Genomic DNA, 21,743 nt, shown 5'->3' with positions numbered 1-21,743 from the left:
GCATTTCATAGACACTATTGGACTCGTGAACCCTTGGAGACCATATCGGTCACGAGGCTTTGTCGAAGTCGCCTTTCCTGGGATGGTCGCATTAAATGCTCTTGTAGCGTTGGGGCCGCACGAAATCGAGGCCGTCGAAGGACCGCTTGCCTAAGGCTTCGCTTGCGGCGATTTCGCCGTAGCCTGGTGCCATTTTGAAGCCTCCGCCGGAGAACCCGGTGGCGCAGTAGATTCTGCTCTGGTCGTTCAGCGGGCCGAGTAATGCATGCCCGTCCTTCGTGTAGAGGTCCGGGAAGGCGTCCGAGCGGACGATATTGGGGAAGAGGCCTGGGAAGAACTCGGTGACTGTCTCCATGGTTTCCGAGATTTCCGCGGATGTCAGGTCCCGCGGGACTGGATCCGCCTGCGGTGTTGGTGCTCCGCGGCCATCAAGGGTTGCCTTGACCGTCACACCATCCACGCTCGGCGCTCCGTACATGGAGCGTTCTCCGGAAATCCTGATGAAGATGGGGAACCGTTCCGGCGAAAACTCTGCTGGATCCCGGGCCACGAACCAGGTGAGATAGATCCGGTACGGCTCCGTGGACTTCTGCAGGAAGTCCGGCATCAGCCGTTGGGACCAGCCGCCCGAGGAGACGATGACGTTCTCGAACGTCCAGGACTTGTCGCCGGAGGTGACGGTGACGCCGTCGTCCGTTTCCTGGATTCCATCAGTCGGGGTGTTGGTGTGGAATGTTGCGCCGTTGGCCTGGGCTGCCGCAACTGCCGCCGTGACCGCACGGTCGGTGCGCAGGGCGCCGGCGTGCGGGTCGTAGACGGCGACGTCGTCCGGGCGGAGGTTGTGCTGCGGGTAGCGTTCGGCCATCTCTTCGCGGCTGAGGATTTCGTGATCCGCGCCGTTGATCCTGGTGGTTTCCAGGAGCTTGGGAATGTAGGGCCCACCGGTGGTTCCGATAGACAGTCCGCCGCAGCGGATGAAGATGTTCTGCCCCGTTTCGGCTTCGAGCTCGGCCCAGAGGCTGCGGGATCGTTGAAGGATGGGGTAGTAGCTTTGTGTTCCCCGGTAGAGCATCCTGAACAGCCGGGTGTCACCGCCCACGGCACTGCGGGCATGGCCAGGAGAAGCTGCTTCGAACCCGACCACCGAATCGGACAGGCGGGAAGCCTGCCACAAGGCCATGCTTCCGATGCTGCCGAGGCCGATGACGGCGAGCTTTCCATCCACGGTTAGAGCACCTTCTCCAGGAATGACTGTGTGCGGGGTTCCTTGGGGTTGGACAGGACTTCCCGGGCGTCGCCGCGTTCGACGATGTAGCCGTCGTCCATAAAGATCAGGGAGTCGGCCACTTCGCGGGCGAAGCCCATTTCGTGCGTGACCACCACCATGGTCATGCCCTTCTTCGCGAGGTCCCGCATGACGGCCAGCACTTCGCCGACTTTTTCGGGGTCCAGTGCTGAGGTCGGTTCATCGAAGAGCATGATCAGGGGATCCATCGCCAGGGACCGGGCGATGGCCACTCGTTGTTGCTGCCCGCCCGACAATTGGGCGGGGTAGTAGTCCCCGAACCCGCTCAAGCCCACGCTGGTCAGCAGTTGGTGGGCCTCCTTACCGGCTACTTGCTTGTCAGCATGTTTCACCAATACGGGGCCGGACATGATGTTCTCGTGTGCCGTCATGTTGGGAAAGAGGTTGAACTGCTGGAACACCATGCCAACCCTGGTGCGCTGCGCGGCAAGCCTCTTCGGGCTCACCGCGTGATAGGCGTGCTCTGTTTCGTAGTAGCCGAAGTCCTCGCCGTTGACTTTCAGGACCCCCGAATCGACGGTCTCCAGGCCGTTGATGCAGCGCAGGACAGTGGACTTTCCGGAGCCGCTGGGGCCGATGATGCAGCAGATCTCTCCGCTGGCGATCTCCAGGTTGATGTCTTTGAGGACTGTTTTGGGTCCGAAGGACTTGCGGATTTTCTGGGCAAGAATGGTGCCGTCAGTACTCATCGCGCGATACCTTCCGGGTCAGTCAGCACGACGGGTTTCGCCTTCCGGGGAAGCCGGGAAGTTGAACGGGAGTATTTCTGCTCGAGCTTGGACTGCGGGTAGCTCAGCAACAGGGTCATCACGAGGTACCAGAGGCTGGCAACGATGAGCAGCGGGATGGTCTCGTACGTGCGGGCGTAGATCAGCTGGGCGCTTTGGAGCAGTTCGGCGACGCCCAGCACGCTGACGAGGGAGGTTTCCTTGAACATGCCGATGACCTGGTTTCCGGTCGCGGGGATGATCGAGGGCATCGCCTGGGGGATGATGACCTTGCGCATTTTCGTGGCGGCGCTCATGCCCAGGGAGTCGGCGGCTTCGATCTGGCCCGTGCCGACCGACGAGAATCCGCCTCGGATGATTTCGGCCATGTACGCGGCTTCGTTGAGGGTCAAGCCGATCAAGGCTGCCGTGATGGGTGCCATCAGGGCGTTCACGTCGATGGCGGTGCTGATGTCCGTGAACGGAATTCCGATGGACAGGTTCGGGTACAGCGCCGCGACATTGAACCAAAAGATCAGCTGCACCAGGACCGGGGTGCCGCGGAACAGGGTGATGTAGACGCCCGCGGTGGCTGCAATCGGTTTGATCCTTGAGGCCCTCATGATCGCGAGCACGAGCCCCAGGAGCGTTCCAAGGGCCATGCTGGCAAAGGTCAGGAAAATCGTGAGCATCAGACCACGAAGAATCGTTTCGTGGGTGAAGTACCTTGCAACCACACCCCATTTGAAGTTGGGATTGGTTGATACGGAGATCAGGATGCCCAAGGCCAAAAGGCTGCACACAACCCAAGCGACGTACTCAAAGGCACTTCGCCGCCGAAGCCTTGGCTTGAGCGCCGGGTCAATTGCACTCACTGTGGCGTCACTCCTTTGACGAATGAATTTCTGCACGGCGTCTCTCTAGTTGAGCTTGGCCTCGGTGATGGCGCCTGCTTCGAGTCCCCACGTCTCAAGGGACTTCTTGTATTCCGGGCTCTCAAGGACGGACTGAACGGCTGCCTGCAGTGCCGGCGTCAGCGGCGATCCTTTTTTCAGCGCCATGGCTACCACGTGGTCGGACCGTGTATCCACCTGCGGAGTCAGAATCGTGAAGGTGTTCGGCTGCTGCTCGTCGGCCCATACGAGTGAAACGGTGTCGTAGAAGACGCCGTCGACTCGCTTGGAGGAGAGTTGCGTCAGCGCTTCCTGGATATTGGGAAGCGTGACGCCGTTGATGGCTGGCTTGCCCTGGGACGTGCAGGTCCACTCCGAGACGTTCGGCAGGTGCTTCAGCTGGGCATTCGAGCCCTTCGTCACCGCAATGTTCTTGCCGCACATGGCATCGTTGCTGATGTTCAGGGGATTGCCTGCGCTCACGGCAACGGAAACTCCTCCATTGAAATAATCGATCATGTCCAGCACCTTGAGCCGCTCTGCCGTGGGGGACATGGTGGTTGCGGTGAAGTCGTAGCGGCCCCCGTCGATACCGGGAATGATCGTGTCGAACGCAGTGTTCTCGAACTTCAGCTTGAGCCCAAGCTTCTTCGCCACCAGCCGCGCCATATCCGGGTTCAGGCCAATGGGGGTTGTATTGTCATCCGCCAGGAAGGTGGTCGGGGGATAATGCAGGTCCATCGCGACCGTCAGCTCGCCCTTGTCCTTGTAAGACTGTGGCAACAAGGCAACCGCTGCCTGGTCTGGCTGAACGCCTTCGGAGATGTCAGCCGTATTCGATGTTTTGGAGCCTTCCTGCGCCGAATCACTACCACCTGGCCCGCACGCGGTTAGCGCCAGAAAAACTGCCAATCCTGCAACGGCAGCCTGGACCTTGATTCTCATCTTCGTCGCAGTCTCCTTGAAAACGTTACGGCCATGTGTCCGTACCTACAATGCAACCACTCTCGTGGCGGATTGTCGACAATTTACAGGGATTATCTTTGGTGTGGCAAAAGAGAAGGCCAGATCCAAACGGATCTGGCCTTCTCTTTCTGAATGGCGGATGAGAGTTTCAGACGGTGACGTCCGTCTCTTCCCTTGTGGCGGTGAGATCCTCAACGGCCTTTTCCATGTGGCGTTTGATGGCTTTGTGAAGTTCTTCCCTGTCGCCCGCCTCGAGCAGATCCAGTAGGTTCTGGTGTTCCTGCACCAGGACGTCGATGCGGGGGTAGGCGACGGCCAGGTTGAGTATGCACATCCTGGATTCGGCTGCGAGGGTCTCGTAGATCCGGATCAGGCGTGTGTTGCCTGCGCCGGCCACGAAGGAGGTGTGGAATTGCATATCGAGCCGCGCAATCGCCTGCCAGTCCGACACGGCAACCTGCTTCGCCATGTCACTGATGGTGGCCTCCAAGGCCTGGCAGGTGTCCTTGACCTGTTCCTGGCCGGCATCCAGCAGCGCGTCTGCAGCGGTCGATTCCACAGCCTCACGCACGGCATAAATCTCTCGGATGTCATCGGTGGCCAACTCCAGGACGAAGACACCCCGATTCCGCCGGCTGATAAGTATCCCTTCCTGGCACAGCCGCTGCAACGCTTCACGGACAGGCCCCCTGGATGTGCTTAGCTGGCTTGCCAGGACAGACTCATTGATCTGCTCTCCGGGCCGGAACATCCCCTGGACGATTTGTTCCCGCAACTGATCGGCGATCAGCTGCGCCGTGGGTCTTCCCTCCAGTGCAAACAGCGCTCCTGGTGCCGCCATTGACATCCCCCTCATCTCACTCTTCGGCATACTGCATATTTTTCTAGATTGCTATTGCGGTGTACTTATACTCAAGAAACTCTTCAATGCCGATCTTGCCGCCTTCGCGCCCGAGCCCGGACTGCTTGACGCCGCCGAAGGGTGCTATCGGGTTGGAAACGAGGCCAGTGTTGATGCCGACCATTCCCACTTCGAGTTCTGCGGAGAAACGCAGGGCCTTGTTCGTGCTTTCAGTGAACACGTAGCCAACCAGGCCCCATTCGGTGTCGTTGGCCACGCGCAACACGTCATCCTCGCTGTCGAAGGGAGTGATGGCTGCGACGGGTCCGAAGATTTCGGTGCTCATCAGGTCGGCATTCAGGGGCACGTCGGTCAGGACGGTGGGCGTGTAGAAGTAGCCAGGGCCTTCGGGGCGGCTTCCGCCGGTCAGGACGCGTGCACCCTTGTTGACCGCGTCAGCCACGAGGTTTTCGACCTTGTCCAGGCCCTTCTGTTCGATCAGGGGACCCACCTCGGTTCCCTCCAGGGTGCCGTTGCCTACCTGCAGTTCGGACATTTTCTTGGCGAACTTCTCGCTGAACTCCTGCACTACTGAGCGGTGCACGAAGAAGCGGTTGGCTGCGGTGCACGCTTCACCCATGTTGCGCATCTTGGCCTTCATGGCTCCGTCGACGGCCTTCTCGATGTCTGCGTCAGCCAGGACGATGAAGGGGGCGTTTCCGCCCAGTTCCATTGAGGAGCGCATGACGTTCTCGGCTGCCTGGCGCAGCAGGATCTTGCCGACGCCGGTGGAGCCGGTGAAGCTGATCTTGCGTGCGATGCCGCTGCTGGTCCAGTTCTCCACCACGGGGGCGGCGCTGGCGGTGGTGACGACGTTCAGTACACCGTCAGGGAGGCCCGCCTGCTTGAAGATCTCCACCAGGGCCAGGGAGGTCAGCGGTGTCAGTTCCGCGGGCTTGAACACCATGGTGCAGCCGGCGGCGACGGCCGGGGCGATCTTGCGGGCGCCCATGGCCAGCGGGAAGTTCCACGGGGTCACCAGCACGGAGGGGCCAACGGGTTCCTTGGTGATCAGGATCCGGGTGTTGCCGTCCACCGAGGTGGTGCTGTCGCCGCCGATGCGGACGGCCTCTTCGGAGAACCAGCGGAGCATTTCGGCGCCGTAGGCTACCTCGCCCTTGGCTTCGGCCAGCGGCTTGCCCATTTCGGCGGTCATGATCGCGGCCAGTCTGTCGGTGTTGGCAATCACCAGCTCAAAGGCGCGGCGCAGGATGTCGGCCCGTTCCCTGGGAGTGGATTTGCCCCACTCTGCCTGGGCGCGGCCGGCAGCCTGAATGGCCAGGGCTGCATCTTCAGGCCCGCCATCGGCCACGTGGGCGATGACTTCGTTCGTTGCCGGGTTTTCGACGGCGAAAGTGGCTTCGCCAGTAGCCTTCCGCCACTCACCGTCGATGAACAAGTCAGTATGAAGAGTGGTGGGATCAAATGAGAGACTCATGTCACGCTTTCAGTGTCGTAGGGAAGGGATTTCGCCGGGGCGGTGTGTTGGTTCCGCCCCGGCGAAATCCGAGCCTTGGGTTGTATTAGGAGGTGGCCGTCTTCAGCGCCTGGGTGAACCTGGTCAGCCCAGCCTGGATCTCGTCGCTGCTGACGTTGAGCGCGGGGATGATGCGGACGACATTTCCGTGCGGACCGCAGGTGAGGAGGAGCAGTTCTTCGTTGATTGCTGCTTGCTGGACAGCCAAGGCTGTGGCAGCATCAGGCGTGTTGTCCGCAGCGGTGAACTCGACGCCCTGCATGAGGCCGCGGCCGCGGACATTTCCGATGCCGGCGAATTCTGTCTTGAGCTTGTCAAGTCCTGCGCGCAGTTCATCGCCCCGAAGCAGGGCATTCTCTACCAGGTTCTCGCGCTCGATGACGCCCAGGGTTGCGACGCCTGCTGCAGCTGCTACGGCGTTTCCGCCGTAGGTGCCGCCCTGTGAGCCCGCCCAGGCCTTGCCCATCAGTTCGGTCGAGGCGGCGATGGCTGAGATCGGGAAGCCGCTGGCGAGGCCCTTCGCGGTGATAACCACGTCGGGAGTGATACCTGCCCAATCGTGGCCCCAGAACTTTCCCGTCCGTCCTACGCCAGCCTGGACCTCATCGAGGATGAGTACGATTCCGTGGCGGTCAGCGCGTTCCCGCAGTCCCTGCAGGAAGGCAGGGGGAGTGGGGATGTAGCCGCCGTCGCCCAGGACGGGTTCAATGATGAAGCCCGCTGTGTCTGCGGGGCTGCTGATGCTCAGGAGGAGGTGGTCCAGTTCTTTCAGGGCGAAGTTGACTGCAGTTTCCTCATCCCAGCCGTAGCGGTAGGAGTGCGGGAAGGGTGCGATGTGCACTCCGCCCATGAGGGGGGAGAAGCCTGAACGGAACTTCGTGCCCGCCGTGGTGAGCGAAGCAGCTCCCACCGTCCGGCCGTGGAAGCCACCGTGGAAGGAGATGATGTTCGGACGCCCGGTGGCCATGCGTGCCAGGCGTACTGAAGCTTCCACTGCCTCGGAGCCGGACGTGGCATAGAAAACGCTGTCCAGCCCCGTGGGCAGGAATTCCCCCAGTTTTTCGGTCAGCTCAAGCAAGGGCTTGTGCATCACGGTGGTGTACTGGGCATGGACAATCTTGCCCACCTGCTCGCGTGCTGCCGCTACGACGTCGGGGTGGCAGTGACCTGTGCTGGTGACACCGATTCCAGTGGTGAAATCGAGGTACTTTTTGCCGTCGGTCGCGTGGATCCAGCTGCCGAGGGCATGGTCCACGACGACTGGAGTAGCTTGCTTGAGGAGGGGACTGAGAGTTGCCATGGCTTCATACTTTCGTAGGGGTTGTAGATTGTCAACAATGTGCGGAGTGATCCGCATCAAGTGCTTGTTGGCGAGCTAGCTCGTCTTGAAACGTTCGGGCCTGACGAAATCCAGGCCCTCAAAGGTCCGCTTGCTCAAGGCTTCGGTTGCGGCGATCTCTCCGTAACCCGTAGCCATTTTGAAGCCCCCGCCGGAAAAGCCCGTGGCGAGGTAGATTTTGCTCTGGTCGTTCAGGTGTCCGATCAGAGGCTTCCCATCCGAGGTGAAGAGGTCCGGAAAGGCATCCGAGCGAACAATGTTGGGGAACAGCCCGGGGAAGAATTCAGTGACCGTGTCCATGGTTTCCGAGATTTCCGCGGGTGTTAGGTCCCGGGGGACCGAATCCGCCTGCGGTGTTGGTGCTCCCCTGCCATCAAGGGTTGCCTTGACGGTCGCCCCATCGACGGCGGGAGCGCCGTACATGGAGCGGTCCCCGGAGATCCGGATGAAAATGGGAAACTTCTCCGGCGTGAACTCCGCTGCGTCCCGGGCGACAAACCAGGACAGGTAGCACCGTTTGATCTCCGTTGCCGCCTTCAGGTAGTCGGGCATCAGGCGCTGGGACCAGCCGCCTGAGGAGACGATGACGTTTTCGAAGGTCCAGGTTTTCCCGCCGGAGGTGATGACCACGCCATCGCCGGTTTCCATGATGCTGTCGATCGGTGTGTTGGTGTGGATCGTTGCGCCGTTCGACTGGGCGGCTGCAACCGCCGCCGTGACCGCACGGTCGGTGCGCAGGGCGCCGCCGTGGGGGTCGTAGACGGCGACGTCGTCCGGGCGGAGGTTGTGCTGCGGGTAGCGTTGGGCCATCTCCTCGCGGCTGAGGATTTCGTGTTCGGCGCCGTTGGTCCTGGTGGTTTCCAGGAGCGGGGGGATGTAGGGCCCATCTTTGGTGCCGATGGAGAGTCCGCCGCAGCGGGTCAGGATGTTCTGGCCGGTTTCGGCTTCGAGTTCGGCCCAGAGATCCCGTGAACGCTCCAGGATGGGGTAGAAGTCAGGCACTCCGCGGTAGAGCATGCGGAAGAGCCGGGTGTCCCCGCCCACGGCACTGCGGGCATGGGCGGGTGCCTGGGCCTCGAAGCCGGTGACGGAATCGGACAGGCGGGAGGCCTGCCAGAGGGCCATGGATCCGATGCTGCCCAGGCCGATGACGGCGAGCTTTCCGTCCATGGTTAGAGCACCTGTTCCAGGAAGGCCTGGGTGCGGGCTTCCTGCGGGTTGGAAAGAACCTCGCGGGCATCTCCGCGTTCAACGACGTAGCCGTCGTCCATGAAGATCAGCGAGTCGGCCACTTCGCGGGCGAAGCCCATTTCGTGGGTGACGACGACCATGGTCATGCCCTTTTTGGCGAGCTGCTTCATGACCGCCAGGACTTCGCCGACTTTTTCGGGGTCCAGTGCTGAGGTCGGTTCATCGAAGAGCATGATCTCCGGGTCCATGGCCAGGGACCGTGCGATCGCCACGCGCTGCTGCTGCCCGCCGGAGAGCTGGGCGGGGTAGTAGTCCCCGAACCCGGCCAGTCCGACGCTGGCGAGCAGTTCGTGCGCCCGCTTGCCGGCCTGTTTCTTGTCCTGGCCTTTGACCAGGACGGGTCCGGACATGATGTTTTCCTGGGCGGTCATGTTGGGGAAGAGGTTGAAGGACTGGAACACCATGCCGACCCTGGTGCGCTGCTCAGCGAGTTTTTTGGGTGGCAGGGCGTGGTAGGCGGTGTCGGTTTCGTAGTAGCCGAAGTCTTCGCCGTTGACTTTCAGGACTCCTGAGTCCACGGTTTCCAGGCCGTTGATGCAGCGCAGGATGGTGGATTTGCCGGAGCCGCTGGGGCCGATGATGCAGCAGATCTCTCCGCTGGCGATCTCCAGGTTGATGTCTTTGAGGACTGTTTTGGGTCCGAAGGACTTTCGGATTTTCTGGGCAAGAATGGTGCCGTCGTTGCTCATCGGGCAGCGCCTTCCGGGTCAGTCAGCACAACGGGTTTCGCTTTCCGGGGAAGCCGGGAGGCTGAACGGGAGTATTTCTGCTCGAGCTTGGACTGCGGGTAACTCAGCAGCAGGGTCATCACGAGGTACCAGAGGCTGGCAACCAACAGCAGCGGGATGGTCTCGTAGGTGCGGGCATAAATGAGCTGCGCGCTTTGGAGCAGCTCGGCCACACCGAGGACGCTGACCAGGGAGGTTCCCTTGAACATGCCGATGACCTGGTTACCGGTCGCGGGGATGATGGAAGGCATCGCCTGGGGGATGATGACCTTGCGCATCCTCATGCCGGCGCTCATCCCCAGGGAGTCGGCGGCCTCGAGCTGGCCCTTGCCCACTGAGGAGAACCCGCCGCGGATGATCTCGGCCATGTAGGCGGCCTCATTGAGGGTCAGGCCCACCAAGGCCGCGGTGATCGGCCCCATGATCGCATTCATGTCCACGGCGGTGCCGATGTCCGTGAACGGGATGCCGATGAACAGGTCCGGGTAGAGGGCGGAGATGTTGAACCAGAAGATCAGCTGCACCAGGACCGGGGTGCCGCGGAACAGCGTGATGTAGAGTCCCGCGGCGATGGAAACCGGCTTCACCTTGGAGGAACGCATGATCGCCAGGCCCAGCCCCAGCAGCGTTCCCAAAGTCATGCTCGCAACCGTGAGGAAAATGGTGAGCATCAGACCACGAAGAATGGATTCATGCGTGAAGTACTGGGCCACCACACCCCACTTGAAGTTCGGGTTGGTCAGGACGGAGGTGAGGATCCCGATGCCGAGGAGAATGCTGAGGACCCATCCCGCGTACTCGGAGCGGGTCCGAAGCCGAAGCCGTGGCTTGAGGGCTGGATCAATGCTGCTCACCGTTGTTCTACTTTCTCTGTTGGTAGCTGTGACCATAATGGCGCCCCGCTAGTTCAGCTTGGCGTCGGTGATGGCCCCGGAGTCCAGACCCCAGGTCTCCAGGGACTCCTTGTACTCCGGGGTCCCAAGGACGGACTGGAGCGCTGTCTGGAAGGCCGGGGTCAGCGGCGAGCCCTTCTTCAGTCCGACGGCGGTCACGTCGCTGTTGCCGACGTTGACCTGGCCGATGATGGTGAAGGAGCCCGGCTGCTGCTTCTCTGCCCACGCGAGCGAGGTCGTGTCATAGAGGACGCCGTCGATCCGCTTGGAGTGCAGCTGGGTCAGGGCCTCCTGGACGTTGGGCAGCGTCACGGCATTGATCGCCGGCTGTCCCTTGGAGGTGCAGGTCTGCTCGTTCAGGGCCGGGAGGCGCTTGAGCTGGCCGGTCGAACCCTGGGTGACGGCGATGTTCTTCCCGCACAGTGTCTCCACGGTGAGGTTCAGCGGGTTCCCCGCGGCCGCAGCCACAGAGGTGCCGGCCTTGAAGTAGTCGATCATGTCCAGGACCTTGAGCCGCTCCTCGGTCTTGGACATGGTCGTGGCGGTGAAATCGTATCGGCCACCGTCGAGTCCGGGGACGATCGTGTCGAACTTCGTGTCCACGAACTTCAGCTTCAGGTCAAGCTTCTTCGCTACCAAGCGGGCGATGTCCGGGTTGAGCCCGATCGGGGTCTGGTTGTCCTCCGCAAGGAACGTCGTCGGCGGGTAGTGCAGGTCCATCGCGACCGTCAACTCGCCCTTGTCCTTGAAGGACTGCGGCAGCAGTGCCACGGCAGCCGCATCCGGCTGAACACCCTCCGAGACGTCGGTGGTGTTGTTGGTGAGTGACTTAGTTTCCTCAGATCCCGGAGTGCCGGTGGCCGCGCCGCCACAGGCGCTCAAGGCGAAAACGACGGCGAGCCCTGCGGCTGCGGTCTGAACTTTGTTGATGGTCTTCATGGTGCTTCCCTTCGAATGGTTTCAGCTGTTGTTGATTTGCTGAGATTGGGGGCAGTCTTTGGGTATTGCTTCCATGCGGTTGTGATCAGGATCTCGTTCCGCATCTAAAGCAATGCAACAGTCAAGATCGCTGATTGTCAACAATTGACGATAAATAAATTGACTATTTTTCATCTGCTCACTAGTTGCGAAAGAATCTCACTAAGAACTGTTGACAATCTACAATCATCGGATCTAGAGTCGAGAAGAGCCGGCAAAGAAGCCCTGATGAACCCCAGGAACCCGCTGGCGCAGACCACAGGAAAGCGGCAGGCCATACATCCGGGCCTCCCGTTCAAGACCGAATGAAACGGACGAATCATGGCAGACACGAACCTCCGGCCGAAGTACATCTCTTTTGATATCTACGGCACTCTCATCAACTTCGACATTGATCCGACCACGCGTCGCCTGCTCGATGGCCGCATCTCAGAAGAGCAGTGGCCTGCCTTCAAGAAGCAGTTCCGCGGGTACCGGTTCGACGAGGTCTGCGGCGACTACAAGCCCTACGAGGCGATCCTCCAGGATTCCTTTGACCGGGTGTGCAAGCGCTGGGGCATTGGGCCGACCGAAGGCGCCGGCGCAGCGTTCGCTGAGGCTGTGCGCGGCTGGGTTGCCCACGAGGACGTGCCGGCACCGCTGAAGCTCATGGGCGATAACTACCAGCTGGTGGCTCTGTCCAACGCCGACACCAGCTTCCTGGACATCAGCATTCCCAAGCTCGGCGCGGACTTCCACGCCGTGTTCACCGCTGAGCAGGCCCAGGCCTACAAGCCGCGCTACCAGGCGTTCGAGTACATGCTGGACACCCTGAACGCCAAGCCGGAGGACTTCCTGCACATCTCGTCGCACACACGCTATGACATGCATCCGATGCACGACATGGGTTTCCGGAACCTCTGGATGCTGGACCGTGGCTATGACCCCATCGGCCCGGGCTATGACCTCAACACTGCTAAATCCCTGGACGAGATCAACAAGCACCTCGGTCTCTAAACCGACTCCGAGGCGAAAGGTCAAACCGTGAAACTCATTCCTTACTGGCTGGACACAGCCGAAGCATCCGGAGACTACCGGCAGACTCCGGTACCGGAGAATGTCGATGTGGCAATCATCGGCGCCGGATTTACCGGGCTGTCCGCGGCCATTGAATTTGCCAAGCAGGGCGCGAGCGTTGCCGTTTTCGAACGCCACACTGTTGGGTGGGGCGCATCGGGACGTAATGGGGGAATGGCGACGACCGGGTTGGCTATCAGCTTCAGCACCGCGGTCAAGCGGTACGGCGCCACCCGCGCCGTGGAGATGTTCCAGGAATACAACGACGCCATCGACACCATCGAGAAGCTCGTGCATGACAATGGCATCGACTGCGATTACAACCGCTTTGGAAAGCTCTCGCTCGCCTTCCACAAGTCCCACTACGAGGGCTTCCTGAAGTCGCAGGAAAAGCTGGCCAAACTGGCAGATCACCATGTCACAGTTATCCCGAAATCCGAGATCCACAGCGAAATCGGCACGGACTTCTACCAGGGAGCGATGGTTGACCCGCTCGGGGCGGGTCTGCACGTGGGGAAGTTCGTGCATGGCCTGGCCGGGGCGGCTGTTGCCGCCGGGGCGGATATCTGCGAGAACTCGGCAGTAACCGAGCTGAAAAAGGTTTCCGGCACCGTGCACGACGTGCACACCACCCGGGGCATCACCAGGGCCAAACAGGTTTTGGTGGCTACCAGCGGCTACACCGGCAACATCACCCCGTGGCTGCAGCGCCGCGTCATTCCGGTGGGAAGCTTCATCATTGTCACTGACCCGCTGCCCGAAGACGTGGTCCACCGTATCCTGCCAAACCGCCGCCAGGCCTCGGACAGCAAGATGCTGACCTACTATTTCCGGATCACCCCGGATAACAGGCTGCTCTTCGGCGGCCGGGCCCGTTTCGCGCTGTCCAGCCCGGACTCGGACGTCAAGAGCGCCGAGATTCTCCGCAAGGCCATGCTCGAACTCTTCCCATACCTCTCCAACGCCAAGGTGGACTACATCTGGGGCGGCCTGGTGGACCTCTCCATGGACCAGATGGTTCATGCGGGCCAGCATGACGGCCTCTTCTACTCCCTCTGCTACAGCGGACACGGCGTACAGATGGCCGCCCACATGGGGAAGCGGATGGCCCACTACATGGCCGGTGACAAGAGCGCCAACGTGTGGGAAGACCTGAAGAATCCTCCCGTGCCGGGCCACTTCGGCCCGCCGTGGTTCCTGCCCTTCATCGGCGCAGCGGCAAAAATTATCGACCGAGTCAAGTAGACGTTTCTCACCAACAGGCAAGATAAGGGTCCCCATGTCATCATCAACGGTCGCTGAAGCGCGCCCAAAAACAGAGGAAACTGCATACAGGCGCGCACGATTTGCCAACCTTCCCGGGGGAGCTTTTATCGAAGGGAAATGGCAGAGCGCCGAGCTGACCTTGGAGGTGCGGGATCCTGAAGACGGTGTCCTGCTCGGACGGGTGTGCACCTCCACGTCGCAGGACGTGGAGCGTGCCATCGCCCACATCGATCGCCATCTCCAGGCGGACGAGTGGCCGTTGCGCGCCCGCCGGCAGGCACTTGAAACGGCAGTGCTGCTTTTGGGGGAGCAGGCTGAGCGGTTCGCCAACATCATCGCTGCCGAGAGCAGTAAGACCATCAATGAGGCGGAGCGCGAAGTGCGCCGCTGCATTGAAACCCTGCGGCTCTCCGCCGCGGCCTCCGAGGAGCTCACGGGGGAGACCCTGGGTTTTGAGGACAGCATGGCCGGTGCTGGCAAGATCGGCTGGTACAGCCGCAAGCCGGTGGGGATCGTTGCGGCGATCACGCCGTTCAATGATCCGCTGAACCTGGTGGCGCACAAGCTGGGCCCGGCAATCATCGGGGGCAACGGCGTCGTGCTGAAGCCTTCCACGCGCACCCCGCTGACCGGGCTGGCCTTTGTCCAACTGCTGCTCGAGGCGGGCGTCCCGTCGGGCCGCATCGCCGCGATCGTCACCGGTCCCGGCGTTTCCGAAGCGCTGGTGACCAACGAGCGCGTGGACCTGATTTCCTTCACCGGAGGCCCTGCCACGGCAGAACGCATCGCCGCCGCGGCCGGGGCGAAGAAGATCCTGTCGGAGCTCGGCGGGAATAACGCCACGGTTGTCTGCGCCGACGCCGACGCAGAAGCCGCCGCCGACGCGATCGTGGCCGGAGCCTTCGGGGTCGCAGGTCAGAACTGCCTTTCCGTGCAGCGCGTCTACGTGCACATTTCGCTGTTTGACCAGGTCCTGGAGCGGGTCACCACCGGTACCAAGGCGCTCAAGACCGGGCCGAAGCTTGACCGGGGCACCGACGTCGGGCCGCTGATTTCCGAGGCCGAGGCCAAGCGTGTGGAGCTATGGGTGGAAGAAGCCAAGGCGGCCGGCGCCACCGTGCACGCCGGCGGGCAGCGCCGGAACGCGTACTACGAGCCGACTGTCCTGACCGATGTGCCCTCGGAATGCCGGGTGATCCGGGAGGAAGTCTTCGGACCGGTGGTCAGCATCCTGCCGTTCATCGAGGTCCAGGACGCCGTGTATGCGGCCAACAACACCGAGTACGGCCTCCAGGCCGGGGTCTTCACGCAGTCCATCGACCTCGCCCTGGCCATCGCGGAGAAATTGCACGTCGGCGCCGTAGTCATCAACGAGACCAGCGACGTCCGGATCGACTCCATGCCGTTCGGCGGCTTCAAGAAATCCGGTGTGGGCCGGGAAGGCGTCCGGCACGCGGTCCGCGAGATGACCGAACCCAAAAACACCATCATCAACCTCACAGGGGCGGGGTCACGCTGGCAGCAGCTGGGCGGGCTACCGGGGCGGACCACACCTTGAGCACGCACAGCATCGCAGTGATCGCCGGGGATGGCATCGGCAAAGAAGTCGTCCCCGCGGCCATCACATGCCTCGAGCGGATCGCCGGTATTCACGGGCTGAACCTGGCGTTCACCTATTTCGACTGGGGATCGGACTACTACGGCCGGAACGGGCGCATGATGCCCGCCGACGGGCTGGACCAGCTCGCCAGGCACGACGCTATTTTCCTGGGCGCCGTGGGCTCCCCGGAGGTTCCGGACACGGAATCGCTGTGGGGTCTGCTGATCCCGATCCGCCGGGAGTTCCAGCAGTACATCAACCTCCGCCCGGTCAGAACGCTCGACGGCGTGACCTCGCCTCTCGCGTCTGACAAGCCGATCGACATCCTGATCGTCCGCGAAAACAACGAAGGCGAGTACTCCGAGGTCGGCGGGCGGATGTATCGCGGCCTGCCGCACGAGACTGCCGTGCAGGAAACCATCTTCACCCGCCTGGGAGTCTCGCGTGCCGCCCACTTCGCCGCGTCTCTTGCTGCTTCCCGCCAGGGCAGGCTGACGTCCGCCACGAAGAGCAACGGCATTATCCACACCATGCCCTTCTGGGACGAAGTGATCGAGGAAACCGCCAGGCAATATCCGGGGGTGACCGTGACCCACGAGTTGGTGGATGCCCTGGCGGCGCACCTGGTCCTGAAGCCCTGGACGCTGGATGTCATTGTGGCCTCCAACCTTCTCGGTGACATCCTCTCGGACCTCGGCAGTGCCGTAACCGGCTCCATCGGCGTCGCGCCCAGCGCCAACCTGAACCCGGAGGGTGATTTCCCGTCCCTGTTCGAACCGGTCCACGGTTCGGCCCCGGACATTGCCGGGAAGGGCCTGGCCAACCCGGTGGGCCAGATCTGGTCCGGAGCGATGATGCTGGAGCACCTCGGCCACCCCGACGCGGCCGCGCACCTTCAGTCAGCATTCGAGTCCGCCCTGCGCGATGGTCACAGCACCCGCGACGTCGGCGGGACCTCGTCGACGTCGGAATTCACCGCGGCCGTCCTGACCGCGATCGACGCCCACGCCCCGGTGACGGCATAATGACCGGCGCTACAGGACCCAAGCGGCCCGTCGTCGCCGCCCTTTACCGAGAAGCGCTCCCGCCACGCCTGGCCGAAGTCGAGGAACTGGCAGAGGTCCGGCTGACCAAGGCTGACGGTCTCGCAGAGGCAATGGATGGCGCGGATGTGCTGTACCAGTGGCACTCCTTCTCGCCCGCACTCCGCGAGAACTGGGGCGCGGCCTCGTCCCTGCAGTGGATCCATGTCACGGCGGCCGGCGTCAGCCAGCTGATGTTTGATGAGTTGGTTGCAAGTGATGTGACCTACACGAACTCCCGCGGGGTCCTCAGCACCGCGATCGCCGAGTTCGCCCTCGGCTTCGTCCTCGACATGGCCAAGGACTCCCAAGGTTCCTTCAGGCTCCAGCAGGAACAACGCTGGCAGCACAGGACCACGCGAAAGATCCAGGGCCAACGCGCCCTGGTGGTGGGCACCGGGTCCATCGGCCGGGAAATCGCCCGGCTCTTCCGCGCCGTCGGCATGGAGGTCAGCGGTGCGGGCCGGACAGCCCGGCCCGGGGACGCTGATTTTGGCCAGATCCACTCCTCCCGGGAGCTTGCCGGGATCGTTGGTGACTACGACTACCTGGTACTCGCAGCCCCGTTGACCGCCGACACCAAAGGGCTGGTGGGTGCAGACGTGCTGGCCGCAATGAAGCCGTCCGCCCGGCTGATCAACGTAGGGCGCGGTGAGCTGGTGGATACGCCCGCGCTGACTGAGGCGCTGACCTCGGGTTCCATCGCCGGCGCAGCCCTGGACGTTGTGCACCCGGAACCACTCCCGGCCGGACACCCGCTATGGGGTCTGGAGAACGTCATCATCACTCCGCACATGAGCGGCGACACCGAAGGCTACCTCGACGACCTCGGCAAGCTCTTTGTGGACAACCTCAAGCGTTATTGCAACGGCGAACCACTGGGAAACGTCGTGGACAAGGCCTTGGGATTCGTCTCAACTCCTGAGCCCTCGCTCACTTTTTAAGGAACTCTGCCATGACCACGTCAACGACGACACTCACCCAGATCAGCCATTTCATCAGCGGCGCCGAAACCCCGGGCGACGGCGACCGCACCCGCCCGGTCTACAACCCGGCTACCGGCCGGGTCAGTGCTGAGCTGCGGCTGGCGAACCGGGCAGATCTGGATGCCACGGTGGCCGCTGCCCGGGCGGCCGCGGATTCCTGGGGTGATATTTCCCTGGCGAAGCGGACTGCGGTGCTGTTCAAGTTCCGCGAACTTGTTGCCTCCCACGTGGATGAGCTCGCGGCGCTGATCACGGCCGAGCACGGCAAGGTTCTCTCGGATGCGAAGGGCGAGATCGGCCGCGGCCTGGAGGTGGTGGAGTTCGCCTGCGGCATTCCGCAGCTGCTTAAGGGCGATTATTCCGACCAGGTCTCCACCGGCATCGATGTCTTCTCCTTCCGCGAACCCCTGGGCGTGGTGGCCGGGATCACGCCGTTCAACTTCCCGGTGATGGTGCCGTTGTGGATGGCGCCGATGGCGATCGCGACCGGGAACGCGTTCATCCTCAAGCCCTCCGAACGCGACCCCTCCGCCTCGATGCTGCTCGCCAAACTCTGGAAGGACGCAGGCCTGCCCGACGGGGTCTTCCAAGTCCTGCACGGGGATAAGGAAACCGTGGACGGGCTCCTGACCCACCCGGACGTGGACGGGATCTCGTTCGTTGGCTCCACCCCGATCGCCCAGTACGTCCACGAGACCGCCACGAAGCATGGCAAGCGGGTCCAGGCGCTGGGCGGGGCGAAGAACCACGCGATCATCATGCCGGACGCGGACCTGGACAACGCCGCGGACCACCTCGCCGCGGCCGCTTTCGGTTCCGCGGGCGAACGCTGCATGGCCATCTCGGTCGCCGTGGCTGTCGGCGATGCGGCGGACCTGCTGGTGAAGAAGGTCGAAGAGCGCGCCCTGGCCGTCAAGGTCAACAACGGCACCGTCCCCGGCGCCGAGATGGGCCCGGTCATCACGACGGCCTCCAAGGACAGGATCGTCCGGATCGTCACCGAAGCCGAAACCGCGGGAGCGGCGATGGTGGTGGACGGCCGTGACCTGGTGGTCCCGGGCCACGAGGACGGCTTCTGGGTGGGCCCCACCGTTCTGGACCACGTGAAGACCGGGATGACCGCCTACACTGAGGAAATCTTCGGACCCGTCCTCGTCGTCGTCCGCGTCGCTGACCTGGAGGAAGGCATCAGGCTGATCAACGCCAACCCGTACGGGAACGGCACCGCCATCTTCACCTCCTCCGGCGCCAACGCCCGCACGTTCCAGCGCTCCGTGACCGTGGGCATGATCGGCATCAACGTACCCCTGCCCGTCCCGGTCGCCTACCACTCCTTCGGCGGCTGGAAGGCCTCGCTCTTCGGCGACAAGCACATCTACGGCCCCGAAGGCGTCTCCTTCTACACCCGCGGCAAAGTCGTCACCTCCCGCTGGCCCGAACCCACCCACGCCTCCGGCGCCTCCTACAACTTCCCCTCCAACTAACACCCCATTACAAACCCATCGATTGCTCCACAACCGCCTTTTTGAGCCCAAAAGGGCACCTATGGAGCACTCGATGAGAAGGATTCACATGGCAGAGAACACTGCATCCTCCCCTCTCCTGACCGAATGCAGCCGGAAGGAGCAGGACTTCATGGGGTCCCGGGAGATCCCGGCCGGCGCCTACTGGGGCATCCAGACCTTGCGCGCTGTCGAAAACTTCCCGATAACGGGCACGGCGATCTCCGCCTATCCGGGGCTGGTCAGCGCACTTGCCCAGGTGAAGCACGCGGCGGTGCTGGCGAACTTCGATCTGGGCCTGATTGATGCGGTGAAGAAGGATGCAATCGAGCAGGCTTGCCAGGACATCGAGCAGGGCCAGCTGCTGGACCAGTTCGTGGTGGATGTCATCCAGGGCGGAGCCGGAACCTCAACGAACATGAATGCCAACGAAGTGATCGCCAACCGTGCGCTTGAACATCTGGGGCAGGCCAAGGGCGAGTACTCCGTGATTCACCCCAACGGGGACGTGAACATGGGTCAATCGACCAACGACGTGTACCCCACGGCGATCAAGATCGCTACCATCCAGGGCACGTACGCTCTGTTGTCAGCCATGGCACATCTCCGCGAAGCACTGGCTCGCAAAGCCGTCGAGTTCGACGACGTAGTGAAAGTGGGCAGGACCCAGCTGCAGGACGCCGTTCCCATGACCCTGGGCCAGGAGTTCAGCACCTATGCGGTGATGGTGGACGAGGACGAACGGCGGATCCGTGAGGCCTTGGTTCACCTGCACGAGATCAACCTCGGCGCGACCGCCATCGGCACAGGCATTAACACTCATCCTCGGTACGCTGCCGAAGCGTGCTCACATCTTCAGCGCCTCACCGGCCTGCCGCTGGTGACAGCAGGCAACCTTGTGGAAGCAACCCAGGACTGCGGGGCATTCGTACTGTTCTCCGGGACGCTGAAACGCGTCGCCGTGAAGCTGTCAAAGATCTGCAATGACCTGCGGCTGCTGTCCTCCGGACCCAGGGCAGGTTTCGCCGAGATCAACCTGCCCCCGCGCCAGGCAGGATCAAGCATCATGCCCGGCAAGGTCAACCCGGTCATTCCGGAAGTCGTCAACCAGGTAGCCTTCGAGGTCATCGGCAATGACCTCACCATCACCATGGCGGCCGAGGCAGGACAGCTGCAGCTGAACGCGTTTGAACCGATCATCGCCCGCTCCCTGTTCGCCAGCCTGACCCACCTCACCGCAGCGTGCACCACCCTGGCCGATCACTGCATCGACGGGATCACAGCCAACAAGGAATACCTGCGTTCCCAGGTCGAGGCGAGCATCGGCGTCGTCACCATCCTCAACCCGCTCATCGGCTACGACGCGGCAACCTCCATCGCCCGGGAGGCGCTGGCAACCGGCCGCAGCGTCACCTCCCTGGTTCTCGAGCAGGGGCTGCTGACCGACGTCGAACTGGACGAGATTCTGCGACCGGAGCACCTGGCAAACCCGCAAGCCCGCACTCCGGACCCGCTGCCGCTGTAGCCAAGGCCGGCCATGAAGCTAAGGAGCCACAATATGCCCACCCTTGCAAAGGCCTATGTCGCCACTTCGGCCACGTCCCCACTGCAACCCGGCGTTGTTGAACGACGCGAACCCGGCGAATCCGAGGTCAGAATCGCCATTAAATTCACTGGAATATGTCACTCAGACATCCACACCGCGCGGGGTGACTGGGCTGGAGTCAAATATCCGGTGGTGGTGGGCCATGAGATTGCCGGTGTAGTCGAAGCCGTGGGAGCCAAGGTGACGCGCTATGCAGTGGGCGATCGTGTGGGCGTGGGCTGTTTTGTGGACTCCTGCCGTGAATGCGCCAACTGCCTGGCCGGCGAGGAGCAGTACTGCCTGGCTGGATCAATAAGCACCTACAACTCGGTGGGCCGGGATGGCCTGCCAACCGCAGGCGGCTACAGCACGGGCATCGTGGTGGACGAGAACTATGTAGTGCGGATTCCGGACGGCGTTTCGCTCGAAGCTGCCGCACCGCTGCTGTGCGCCGGGATCACGATGTACTCGCCGCTGCGGAACTGGGGCGCCGGGCCGGGGAAACGAGTGGCCATTATCGGCATGGGCGGGCTCGGTCACATGGGCGTCAAGATCGCAGCAGCCCTGGGCGCCGAGGTCACGGTGCTCAGCCAGTCGCTCAAGAAGCAGGAGGACGCGCTCCGGCTCGGGGCGGAGGGCTACTACGCAACGTCGGATCCTGCCACCTTCGAGGTCCTGAGAGATTATTTTGACCTGGTCATCAACACGGTCTCCGCCGATATCGACGTCGACCAGTACCTTTCCCTGCTTGCGGTGGACGGCACCATGGTTCTCGTGGGGCTGCCTTCGAAGCCGCTGACGCAACGTGCCTGGTCACTGATCGGGTCCCGGCGCAGCCTGGCCGGGTCCAAGATGGGCGGCATCCGTCAGACGCAGGAAATGCTCAACTTCTGCGCTGCCCACGGGTTCGGCGCCGAGGTGGAGGTCATACCGGCCAGCAAAATCAACGACGCCTATGAACGGGTCATGGCCAGCGATGTGCGGTACCGCTTCGTGATTGACGCAGCCACGTTCTGAGCGAGCGTCACGATGACCGGGCTCAGAAACTGTAGGGGCCAAAGCGGGCGATGGCGACACCGGCGGCGAGGATACCAAGGACGATGTTGATGATGGCGTTGGGAGTCTCTCCGCGTCGGGCGTGCGTGATGGCCGCCCCGGTCATCAGCAGGAAGACCCCGGTCGCGGCGGTGGGGACCAGGATGGTGGCTACATTCAGCACCGCGGGCA

General features: G+C 62.5%; 20 protein-coding genes. 8 read left to right on the top strand and 12 right to left on the bottom strand.

The genetic code is table 11. The features are described from left to right. Positions 1 to 91: 91 nt before the first annotated feature. The 11 genes from solA (QFZ30_RS19315) to QFZ30_RS19265 form a co-directional block, all read right to left on the bottom strand. Positions 92 to 1,225 (bottom strand): N-methyl-L-tryptophan oxidase, encoded by a 1,134-nt coding sequence (gene solA / locus QFZ30_RS19315; protein ID WP_307079008.1) that lies wholly within the window; start codon positions 1,223 to 1,225, stop codon positions 92 to 94. Between the two features lie 2 nt (positions 1,226 to 1,227). After that, positions 1,228 to 1,995, bottom strand: a complete 768-nt coding sequence (locus tag QFZ30_RS19310; protein WP_307079006.1) for an amino acid ABC transporter ATP-binding protein — start codon at positions 1,993 to 1,995, stop codon at positions 1,228 to 1,230. Further along, the gene (locus QFZ30_RS19305) at positions 1,992 to 2,888 is read right to left on the bottom strand and encodes an amino acid ABC transporter permease (protein ID WP_307079004.1); all 897 of its coding nucleotides are present in this window, start codon (positions 2,886 to 2,888) and stop codon (positions 1,992 to 1,994) included. The genes QFZ30_RS19310 and QFZ30_RS19305 overlap by 4 nt, the downstream gene beginning before the upstream one ends. A 45-nt stretch (positions 2,889 to 2,933) precedes the next feature. Beyond that, on the bottom strand, positions 2,934 to 3,851 hold the full coding sequence (locus QFZ30_RS19300; RefSeq protein ID WP_307079002.1) for an ABC transporter substrate-binding protein: 918 nt from the start codon (positions 3,849 to 3,851) through the stop codon (positions 2,934 to 2,936). Between the two features lie 169 nt (positions 3,852 to 4,020). Further along, positions 4,021 to 4,713 (bottom strand): GntR family transcriptional regulator, encoded by a 693-nt coding sequence (locus QFZ30_RS19295; protein ID WP_307079001.1) that lies wholly within the window; start codon positions 4,711 to 4,713, stop codon positions 4,021 to 4,023. Positions 4,714 to 4,756: 43 nt separating this feature from the next. Next, entirely contained in the window at positions 4,757 to 6,211 is a 1,455-nt protein-coding gene (locus tag QFZ30_RS19290) for an NAD-dependent succinate-semialdehyde dehydrogenase (RefSeq protein WP_307078999.1), read from the bottom strand. Positions 6,212 to 6,296: 85 nt separating this feature from the next. After that, positions 6,297 to 7,550, bottom strand: a complete 1,254-nt coding sequence (locus QFZ30_RS19285; protein ID WP_307078997.1) for an aspartate aminotransferase family protein — start codon at positions 7,548 to 7,550, stop codon at positions 6,297 to 6,299. Positions 7,551 to 7,625: 75 nt separating this feature from the next. Then, a complete protein-coding gene (solA, locus tag QFZ30_RS19280) occupies positions 7,626 to 8,759 on the bottom strand; it encodes an N-methyl-L-tryptophan oxidase (protein WP_307078994.1) in 1,134 nt (377 codons plus the stop codon). 2 nt (positions 8,760 to 8,761) lie between these two features. Next, positions 8,762 to 9,529, bottom strand: a complete 768-nt coding sequence (locus QFZ30_RS19275) for an amino acid ABC transporter ATP-binding protein (protein WP_307078992.1) — start codon at positions 9,527 to 9,529, stop codon at positions 8,762 to 8,764. Next, positions 9,526 to 10,422 (bottom strand): amino acid ABC transporter permease, encoded by an 897-nt coding sequence (locus tag QFZ30_RS19270; protein WP_307078990.1) that lies wholly within the window; start codon positions 10,420 to 10,422, stop codon positions 9,526 to 9,528. The genes QFZ30_RS19275 and QFZ30_RS19270 overlap by 4 nt, the downstream gene beginning before the upstream one ends. A gap of 48 nt (positions 10,423 to 10,470) precedes the next feature. After that, positions 10,471 to 11,400 (bottom strand): ABC transporter substrate-binding protein, encoded by a 930-nt coding sequence (locus QFZ30_RS19265; protein WP_307078988.1) that lies wholly within the window; start codon positions 11,398 to 11,400, stop codon positions 10,471 to 10,473. A gap of 360 nt (positions 11,401 to 11,760) precedes the next feature. Between QFZ30_RS19265 and QFZ30_RS19260 the strand changes: the two genes are divergently transcribed. From QFZ30_RS19260 to QFZ30_RS19225, 8 genes are all read left to right on the top strand, one after another. Continuing rightward, positions 11,761 to 12,435, top strand: a complete 675-nt coding sequence (locus QFZ30_RS19260) for a haloacid dehalogenase type II (RefSeq protein ID WP_307078986.1) — start codon at positions 11,761 to 11,763, stop codon at positions 12,433 to 12,435. 27 nt (positions 12,436 to 12,462) lie between these two features. Next, positions 12,463 to 13,740 (top strand): NAD(P)/FAD-dependent oxidoreductase, encoded by a 1,278-nt coding sequence (locus QFZ30_RS19255; RefSeq protein ID WP_307078984.1) that lies wholly within the window; start codon positions 12,463 to 12,465, stop codon positions 13,738 to 13,740. Between the two features lie 34 nt (positions 13,741 to 13,774). Continuing rightward, complete coding sequence (locus QFZ30_RS19250; protein ID WP_307078983.1) at positions 13,775 to 15,319, top strand: aldehyde dehydrogenase family protein; 1,545 nt, start codon at positions 13,775 to 13,777, stop codon at positions 15,317 to 15,319. Further along, positions 15,316 to 16,386 (top strand): tartrate dehydrogenase, encoded by a 1,071-nt coding sequence (locus tag QFZ30_RS19245; RefSeq protein WP_307078981.1) that lies wholly within the window; start codon positions 15,316 to 15,318, stop codon positions 16,384 to 16,386. The genes QFZ30_RS19250 and QFZ30_RS19245 overlap by 4 nt, the downstream gene beginning before the upstream one ends. Continuing rightward, complete coding sequence (locus QFZ30_RS19240; RefSeq protein WP_307078979.1) at positions 16,386 to 17,387, top strand: D-2-hydroxyacid dehydrogenase; 1,002 nt, start codon at positions 16,386 to 16,388, stop codon at positions 17,385 to 17,387. The genes QFZ30_RS19245 and QFZ30_RS19240 overlap by 1 nt, the downstream gene beginning before the upstream one ends. A gap of 11 nt (positions 17,388 to 17,398) precedes the next feature. Continuing rightward, on the top strand, positions 17,399 to 18,913 hold the full coding sequence (locus QFZ30_RS19235) for a CoA-acylating methylmalonate-semialdehyde dehydrogenase (protein WP_307078977.1): 1,515 nt from the start codon (positions 17,399 to 17,401) through the stop codon (positions 18,911 to 18,913). A gap of 88 nt (positions 18,914 to 19,001) precedes the next feature. Further along, positions 19,002 to 20,456 (top strand): aspartate ammonia-lyase, encoded by a 1,455-nt coding sequence (aspA, locus tag QFZ30_RS19230; RefSeq protein ID WP_307078975.1) that lies wholly within the window; start codon positions 19,002 to 19,004, stop codon positions 20,454 to 20,456. A 33-nt stretch (positions 20,457 to 20,489) separates the two neighbouring features. Next, the gene (locus QFZ30_RS19225; RefSeq protein WP_307078974.1) at positions 20,490 to 21,533 is read left to right on the top strand and encodes an NAD(P)-dependent alcohol dehydrogenase; all 1,044 of its coding nucleotides are present in this window, start codon (positions 20,490 to 20,492) and stop codon (positions 21,531 to 21,533) included. A gap of 22 nt (positions 21,534 to 21,555) precedes the next feature. Here QFZ30_RS19225 and QFZ30_RS19220 read toward each other — a convergent pair whose 3' ends face one another. Next, entirely contained in the window at positions 21,556 to 21,735 is a 180-nt protein-coding gene (locus QFZ30_RS19220) for a DoxX family protein (RefSeq protein ID WP_307078972.1), read from the bottom strand. Positions 21,736 to 21,743: the final 8 nt, after the last annotated feature.

This window comes from Arthrobacter pascens, from assembly GCF_030815585.1.
Taxonomy (GTDB): domain Bacteria; phylum Actinomycetota; class Actinomycetes; order Actinomycetales; family Micrococcaceae; genus Arthrobacter; species Arthrobacter pascens_A.
This window is presented reverse-complemented; position numbering and strand designations above follow the sequence as displayed.